Annotated in this window: 1 protein-coding gene; it reads left to right on the top strand. The window is 66.9% G+C overall.

Going from position 1 to position 556, the window contains the following annotated elements; translation table 11 throughout:
• Positions 1-214: 214 nt before the first annotated feature.
• A partial coding sequence (locus tag ACOADB_RS27925) for an HNH endonuclease (protein ID WP_378606859.1) occupies positions 215-556 on the top strand: 342 nt, incomplete at its 3' end.

Genomic DNA, 556 nt, shown 5'->3' with positions numbered 1-556 from the left:
CGAGGTCTCGTCGCGACAGCAGCAGGTCCGGGTTCACGTCCCCAGCCTGCCCGACCGTCTCCGTAAATCGTTAGGCCACCAAGGCCCCGATGTACGACGGTTGGACACCTGATCGTGGTCCAGCAGGCCGGGATTCGACTCCATGTCGTCACCCAATTGATGAACGCTCGATACGAAAGAAGCGTAGAAACGAACCAGAGAGGAGGTGCCAGCGGTGTCCGCGACAACTGTGACCCTGCTGAACGCCTCCTACGAGCCCCTCGGCAAGGTGTCGTTCAACCACGCCGTCCGGATGCTCTTCCGCGAGGTCGCGACCGTCGAGGAGGGCCACGGCGACAAGACGATCGGACCGCACCCGTGGCCGCGCGTCATCCGCCTGGTCCGGTACGTCGCCACGAAGTGGATGTACCGACCGGCACCCTGGACCCGTCGCGGCGTCCTGGTCCGCGACGGCCACCGGTGCGCGTACTGCTCCGGTCGCGCCACGACCGTCGACCACGTGCTGCCGGCATCGCGCGGCGGCAGGTGGGCGTGGACGAATTGCGTCGCGGCCTGC

This window comes from Nocardioides sp. CPCC 206348 (assembly GCF_048654705.1).
GTDB lineage: Bacteria > Actinomycetota > Actinomycetes > Propionibacteriales > Nocardioidaceae > Nocardioides.
Note: the sequence above shows the minus strand (reverse complement) of the source record. Positions and strands in the feature narration are given on the sequence as shown.